Here is a 7449-nt window from a genome sequence, read left to right on the forward strand (position 1 = left end):
GGCGCGGGGTACGCCGTCCCCGGCGAGGTCGATCTCCGTGAACGGGCTGCCGTGTTCGATCACGCCCGGCCGGAGCCGGGTGGCCTCCCCGAAGAAGGCGCCCAGCTGCTTCGCGAGGTCGAAGGCGTCCAGGGAGAACCAGCTCTCCACGATCATCCCGTCCCGGAACTCGTCGATGACGATTCCGGGGACGGCGAACTCCCGGCCGACGGGCGGAATTCCCTCGTAGGGCTCGCCCGTGTGGGTCCCCCGCGCGGTGAACCGGCTGACGACCTTCTCGCCCTCCAGGATCCAGTCGTCCACCGTCACGTGCAGGTCGGGGAAGGAGGCGCGCTGGATCCGCACCCATTCCTTGAGGTGTTCCACGCCCTCCTCACTGTTGGGGGCCGTACCGTGGCTGATGTGGTCCTCGGCGGCCCCTTCATAGATGACGTCGAGATTTCCCTTGTTGAGGCACTCCTCGTAGTAGCGCTCCAGGACTGCCTTGTTCTTCAGGGCATTCGACATTTGTCTCCACTCCCATTCTGTGAGGTATCGGTAACGGGTCGGTGCGTCAATCGCCTGCGACCGGGCCCTCGAATCCCGTTATCGTCATGACGCGGGCGCCTGAGGTCGCGCTCGTGACTTTCCATGTGCCGAGCGCGGGGTCTCCTTCGATGACGGAATTCCCGTCCTCCTCGGCGTGGACGGTGACGCGTCCGACGGTCAGCGGGTCGACCGCGACCGAGATGCCCGCGCCCTGCCTCGCGCAGAGCCGCACCACGTTCTCCAGCGCGGCCACGGCGAGGGCGGTGCGGGGGGCGGCCGGTGTCGCCCACATGTCGTTGGGCGGGCAGGGGCGTACCTCGCAGGCCCAGCGGCCTTCCTCGGTACGGGTCCACCGCGCGCGGGGCACGACCGACGCACGCCAGCTCAGCAGCGGAGGTCCCGAGTGCCAGGTGGTCATCCGGGTGAGGCCGCTGCGGGGTGGCGCGGGTGAGCGCGTGTCCCCCGGCGCGTACACGATGCGCGCCCTCGCCTCCGGGCCCGGACCACCGTCACGGCCGCCCCCGCCGTCACAAGGGCGCCGGAAGCGGACTTCGACCGTCCAGGTCCGTCCGTCGTAGGCGCCCCGAAGCTCCCGCTCCCAGACCGTCGTCGGACCGTCGAGCCGCAACAGCTCCAGGGGGACGACGACGTCCTCCAGACAGTCGACACGCAGCTCCGGGAAGTCCGGGGGCACGACCCACTCGGCACCCCGGACCGCGTTCTCCAGCAGCAGGCTCACCGGGACCGCCTCGGCGCCGTCCACCAGGAAGTCCGTCAGGACCGGGGCGGTCTCCCGGTCGAAGCGGACCCTCGACACCAGCCGGGCATGCGGCTGGTAGGAGGTCACCTCGCCGAGGTGGTGGATCTTCGGGTAGACCTCGGCGTATCCGGGCAGGTCGGGCACGACCGGGTAGCCGGTGGCCTGGCCTGGGTCGACGGCGTCGCCGAGCGGTCCCACGAAGGTGACCTCACCGGCGGAGCCCGCCAGCAACTCGGCCTGCCACTTGGCCGTCAGCCGCGGGACGCCGAAACGGCCCTGGCGGATGGACAGTTGTGGCTCTCCCGTGGCCACGGCAGCGGGCACCAGCCGCAGCGACTCGGGCCTGCCGTCCACGTCGACGAGGGTGAGGCGCCCGGGATACTCCGTCTGCGCGGCCCGCAGCAGCCCCCAGACCGTGGCCGCGGGCAGGTCCGGTGCCTCGTCGGCGACACCGCGTGTCACCACTACCAGCCGTCCGGAGCCGGCGAGTCGCGTCCGCGCCAGTTCCAGGGCTCGTTGCGCGAGCGCGTGCGCAGCGGCGGCGGGGTCGGCGACCGCGGTGGTGGCGGACAGGGAGGCTACGACGGCTTCGGGTACGTCCTCAGCCCGGGACGCGGCCCCCCTGTCCGCCACGACCTCCGGTGAGAGCACCCCGGCCAGGCCCAGGTCGTCGGGGTCCGTCACCGACAGGCGGGTTGCTTCCGCCGGGATCGGCAGGTTCGTCCAGCGCAGCCGGTACAGGTCTCTGACCGGCGCGGCGCCCGTCTGCGGGACCGGACGCGTGGTCAGAGACTCCAGACGGGCGACCGGCGCACCTGAGGGGGTGGCGAGGTCCACGCCGACCGTGTCGGGACCGGTCGTCCTGATCCGTACGCGCAACTGCGTGGCCCCGCTCGCGTACAACGTCATCCCCCGCCATGCGAAGGGCATCCGGGCCTGGCCGGCGGGCGGGTCGGCGAGCAGCGCGGCGTGCAGGGCAGCGTCGAGCAGCGCCGGATGGACGGCCTGGCGCCGGGCCTCCTCCCCCGGCACCGGGCCGACCTCGGCGAACAGTTCCTCGCCGCGCCGCCACAGAGCCTTGACGCCCCGGAACGCCGGTCCGTACGCATGGCCGGCGGCGGCCAGCCGTTCGTAGGCGCCGGTGAGATCCACGGCCGTGGCGTCCGGCGGCGGCCATGCGTCCGGCGCGGCCACCGCTCGGTCCCTGGTTTCGGCGGCGGGGCCGAGTCGCCCGCTCGCGTGGTGGGTCCAGGCGCCCAGCGCACCGGAGTCCTCGGGCCGGCTGTACACGTCAGCGGTACGTCGACCGGTGCCGTCCGGCTCTCCCACGACCACCTGGACCTGAATCCTGTCCCGGTCGGTGGCGGCCAGCGGCAGCGGGGCCAGGTGGACGAGTTCCTCCAGTACGTCGAGACCGCACGCGTCGCCCGCTTGCAGCACCATGTCCGCGAACGCGGCGCCGGGCACGAGCGTGTGTCCTGCGACGACATGGTCGCTCAGCCATGGCTGGGCCGTACGGGACAGCAGCCCACCGCTCAGCAGGCGATTCGTGCCCGGCACGGTGGCTGCCTGGGTGAGCACCGGGCGGCCGGCAGCGGCGCCGGCGTCGGTGGTGGTGCCGGGCAGCCAGTAGCGCTGCCGCTGGAAGGGGTATGTCGGCAGGGCGGCATGGCGGGCGCCGGTGTCCGCGTACACCCGCCGCCAGTCCACCGGCAGACCGTGGACATGGAGTCGGCCCAGTGCGGCGAACAGCGTCTGCGGCTCGGGCTCGGTGGCGGCGCGGCGGGCGACGGCCGTGCACAGGAGGCCGTCGCCCGAGTCGGCGAGGTTCGTCATGGTCTGGGCCGTGAGCTGTGCGTCCGGACCGATCTCGGCGAACGCCGTCACCCGGCCCTCGTCCGCCAGCCACCGCACGGTGTCCCCGAAACGCACGGCTTCCCGGGCGTGCCGTACCCAGTAGTGGGCGGAGCACAGCTCGTCGGTGGTCGCCGGCCGGCCGGTCAGGCCCGAGAGCACCGGGATGTGAGGCGTGCGATACGTCAACTCGCCTGCGATGCGGCCGAATTCGGCGAGCATGGGCTCCATCAGTGTGGAGTGGAAGGCGTGGCTGACCCGCAGTCGGGTGGTACGGCGCCCGGACGCGGCGAACCCTGCCGCGAGCATGAGGACGGGCTCCTCGGCGCCGGAGACGACGACCGCGCGCGGGCCGTTCACGGCCGCGATCGCGACCCCGTCGGTGAGCCGGCGTGCCACCTCCGCCTCGGTGGCGTCCAGCGCCACCATGGCGCCGCCCTCGGGCAGCTCCCGCATCAACCGCCCCCGGGCGGCCACCAGATGCACAGCGTCCTGTTCGGACAGGACCCCGGCGGCGTGTGCCGCGGCCAGTTCGCCGACGGAGTGCCCGGCCAGGAAGTCCGGGCGCACGCCCCAGGACTCCAGCAGCCGGAACATGGCCACTTCGAAGACGAACAGAGCGGCCTGGGCGAAGTCCGTACGATCCAGCAGCCGGTCCTCGTCGGCTTCCCGGAGGACCGAGCGCAGCGGGCGCTCCAGATGGGCGTCGAAGCGCTCGCACAGGGCGTCGAAGGCAGCGGCGTAGACCGGGAAGGTCTCGTACAAGTCGCGCCCCATACCCGTATGTTGGGCGCCCTGACCGGTGAACAGCACGGCGAGCCGGCCGGCGGTTCCCTTGGTGTGTGGCTCGGCCGACTTGGCCAGGGTGTCCAGGTCGCTCAGCAGGCTCGCGCGGTCGTCGGCGTCGAGCGCGGCCCGGGCGGTGGCATGGGTGAACGACACGTCCAGCAGGTCGAGTTCGGGACGCTCGCGCAGGGCGGTGGCAGTCCGTTCGGCCTGAGCCCGCAGGGCCGCCGGGCTCGCACCGGAAAGCAGCAACGGGGGTGTGGCTGTCCGGCCATTGGACCTTTGGACGGGCGTCTGGAGGGCGGCGCGCGCCGTCTCGGGCTCCTCCAGGATCACGTGCGCGTTGGTTCCGCCGATCCCGAACGCCGACACGGCGGCCCGGCGGGGACGTCCGGCCTCCGGCTGCCACTCCTCCGGTCCGGTCAGCAGCCGTACGGTGCCGGGCGACCAGTCCACCCGGGGCGACGGCTCGTCCGCGTGCAGGGTGCGCGGGAGGATGCCGTGCCGCATCGCCAGGACCGTCTTGATGACGCCGCCGACTCCGGCGGCGGCCTGCGTGTGGCCGAGGTTGGACTTCAACGAGCCCAGCCACAGGGGGCGTTAGGCGGGCCGGTCCGGACCGTATGCGGCCAGCAGCGCCTGTGCCTCGATCGGGTCGCCGAGCGCGGTGCCGGTGCCGTGCGCCTCGACGGCGTCGACATCCGCCGGCGACAGCCCCGCGTCGGCGAGTGCCGCCCGGATCACCCGTTGCTGCGCAGGTCCGTTGGGCGCGGTCAGACCGTTGGAGGCACCGTCGGAGTTGACGGCCGAGCCACGCAGCACGGCCAGCACGGGATGCCCGTTGCGGCGTGCGTCGGACAGCCGCTCCAACAGCACCAGGCCGACGCCCTCACCCCAGGCGGTGCCGTCCGCTGCCGCGGAGAACGGCTTGCACCGGCCGTCCGGGGCGAGCCCGCGCAGCCGGCTGAACGCCAGGAACGGCGCGGGCGTGGCCATCACGGTCACCCCGCCGGCGACGGCCAGCGAACACTCACCGTCGCGCAGGGCCCGCGCGGCCGAGTGGATCGCCACCAACGAGGACGAGCACGCCGTGTCCACGGTCACGGCCGGTCCGCGCAGGCCCAGGGTGTACGCGATCCGGCCGGAGGCCAAGCGGCCCGCCGACCCGAGGGCGAGATGGGCCTCCAGCTCATGCCCTGCCTGGTGCAGCAGACGCCCCGCGTAGTCGCTGTGCATGACACCGACGAACACACCGGTGTCGCTGTCGCGCAGCCCCGACGGGTCGAGGCCCGCCCGCTCCAGGAGCTCCCAGCCGGTCTCCAGCAGCAGCCGCTGCTGAGGATCGGTGGCCAGTGCCTCACGGGGCGACATGCCGAAGAACGCGGCGTCGAACTCGGCGGCCCGGTGCAGGAAGCCGCCCCTGCGGGTGACGGAGGTGCCGGGACGGTCGGGATCGGGGTCGTACAGCACGGCCTCGTCCCAGCCGCGGTCCGCGGGGAAGTCGGAGGTCGCGTCGACGCCGTCCGCGAGCAACCGCCACAGGTCCTCCGGGGACTCCACGCCGCCCGGATATCTGCAGGCCATGGACACGACGGCGATCGGCTCCCCGGGCTCCGGGCCCGTTCCGCCGCTGGACGTGCCGGTCGCCACGGTGCGGTGTTCGCCGCGCAGCGCGTCGTGCACGAGCCGTGCCACGGCGGCGGGTGTGGGGTGGTCGAACACGAGTGTCGCGGGCAGATCGAGACCGGCCGCGGCGCCCAGCCGGTCGCGCAGCAGCACACCGCCGAGCGAGGTGAGCCCGAGCGCCGTGAACGGCTGGTCGGGGTCGAGGTTCTGGGCGGGCAGGTCGGCCGTACGCGCCGTCTGCTCGACCACCAGGTCGAGGACGGCGTCGGGCACCGCCGACAACCGCGCGCGGAACTCGGCCGAGGCGGTCCGCCGCTCCGCCGCGAGCCGCCGCACCGCCGCCGTCTTCACCTCCGTCTCCGGCACCACCGAGGACAGCCTCAAGGCCATCGACCACTGCAGGGAACGCGGCGCCCACACGATCGGCTTCACCGGCCACCCCGACTCCCCCGTCGCCCAGCGGGTCGACACCGCGCTGATCTCCGCGCCCAAGGCCTGGCCGTTCGACGTCCAGATGCTGCTGTTCATGGGCCGGCTGCTGTCCAGGCGGGGCGAGTTCGAGGGCTACGACCGCCTCGCCGACGAACTCGCCGGCCTGCCCCGCATCCTGGTGGAGGTGGCCCGCCGGGCCGAACCCGCGGCGTCGGACTTCGCAGAGGCCCACAAGGACACCGACTTCCACTTCCTCATCGGCGGCGGGAACCTGTGGGGCTTCACCTACCTGTACTCCATGTGCATCCTCGAGGAGATGCAGTGGCTGCGCACCACCCGGGTACACAGCGCCGAGTTCTTCCACGGCTCGCTGGAGCTGCTGGAGGAGGGCACCAGCGTGATCGTCTTCCAGGGCGAGGACGAGACCCGCGCGCTCACCGACCGGGCCGAGGCGTTCGCCCGCCGCGTGTCCAAGGACGTCACCGTCTTCGACACCCGTGACCACCCCCTGGACGGCATCAGCCCCGAGTTCCGCGGGCTGCTGGCGCCGCTGGTCATGGACACCGTGATGGACCGGGTCAGCAAGCACCTGGAGCGGGTGCGCGACCACTCCCTGGACCTGCGCCGCTACTACCGCGTCATGGACTACTGACCGCACCCCGTCCCACCCACGTCCATCCGCCCCGGCGGGCGCCGCCACCCCGCGCGGCGCCCGCTCTTTTGGAGACCTGATGAACATCCTCGGTTTCGGCGACAACGTCGTGGACCGTTTCGTGGACCGCGGCACCGACTACCCGGGCGGCAACTGCGTCAACGTCGCCGTCTACGCCCGCCGCCTCGGTCTCGACACCGCCTATCTGGGGGTGTTCGGCGACGACGACCTCGGCGCCTTCCTCCGCACGGCGGTCGCGGCCGAAGGCGTCGAGGTGGAGCGCAGCGTGGTGCGCCACGGCGAGTCCGGCGTCTCCACCCTCCATGTCCAGGGCGGCGACCGGGTGTTCCTCGGCTACAACGGCGGCGGCGTCACCGTACGCGAACCGCTCGTCCTGGACGAGGCTCTGCTCGCGTACGCGGCGTCGTTCTCGCTGGTGCACTCCAGCGTCTACTCGCACACCGAGAACGAGCTGCCCAAGCTCGCCGCGGCCGGAACGCTGGTCACCTTCGACCTCTCCGACGACGACGAGTTCCGCACCCCCGCCTACCTCGACCGTGTCTGCCCCCACCTCGACCTGGCCCTGCTGTCCTGCTCGGACCTGGACGAGGCGGCCACCGAGCGGTTGGCGCGGGCCGTGCTGGCACGAGGGGCGCGCATGGTCCTGGCCACCCGCGGCCTGGCGGGGGCCGGTGTGTACGACGGCCGGATGCTGGTGACGGGGCCGGCGCACGCGGCGGACGCGCGGCGAGGATCTCGTCGATCTCGTACACGTCCCGGAACTGGGCGTTCGGATTGTGCGCGGAGTGCC

Annotated in this window: 3 protein-coding genes and 1 pseudogene; 2 read left to right on the forward strand and 2 right to left on the reverse strand. The window is 72.8% G+C overall.

Annotated elements, in window-relative coordinates:
• Positions 1-507, reverse strand: a 507-nt coding sequence (locus ACWEN3_RS36890; protein WP_452980204.1) for an ester cyclase, incomplete at its 3' end; no start/stop codon positions are given.
• Positions 508-1540: 1033 nt separating this feature from the next.
• Positions 1541-5764, reverse strand: a pseudogene (locus tag ACWEN3_RS36895) (type I polyketide synthase); the annotation flags it as partial.
• On the opposite strand from ACWEN3_RS36895, the gene ACWEN3_RS36900 reads away from it, so the two are divergent.
• Complete coding sequence (locus ACWEN3_RS36900) at positions 5736-6638, forward strand: SIS domain-containing protein (protein ID WP_452980207.1); 903 nt, start codon at positions 5736-5738, stop codon at positions 6636-6638. The pseudogene ACWEN3_RS36895 and the gene ACWEN3_RS36900 sit on opposite strands and share 29 nt — an antisense overlap.
• Before the next feature lie 79 nt (positions 6639-6717).
• The coding region (locus tag ACWEN3_RS36905) for a PfkB family carbohydrate kinase (protein WP_452980210.1) at positions 6718-7449 on the forward strand (732 nt) is incomplete at its 3' end.

The sequence above is a fragment of the Streptomyces sp. NPDC004561 genome (assembly GCF_053602155.1).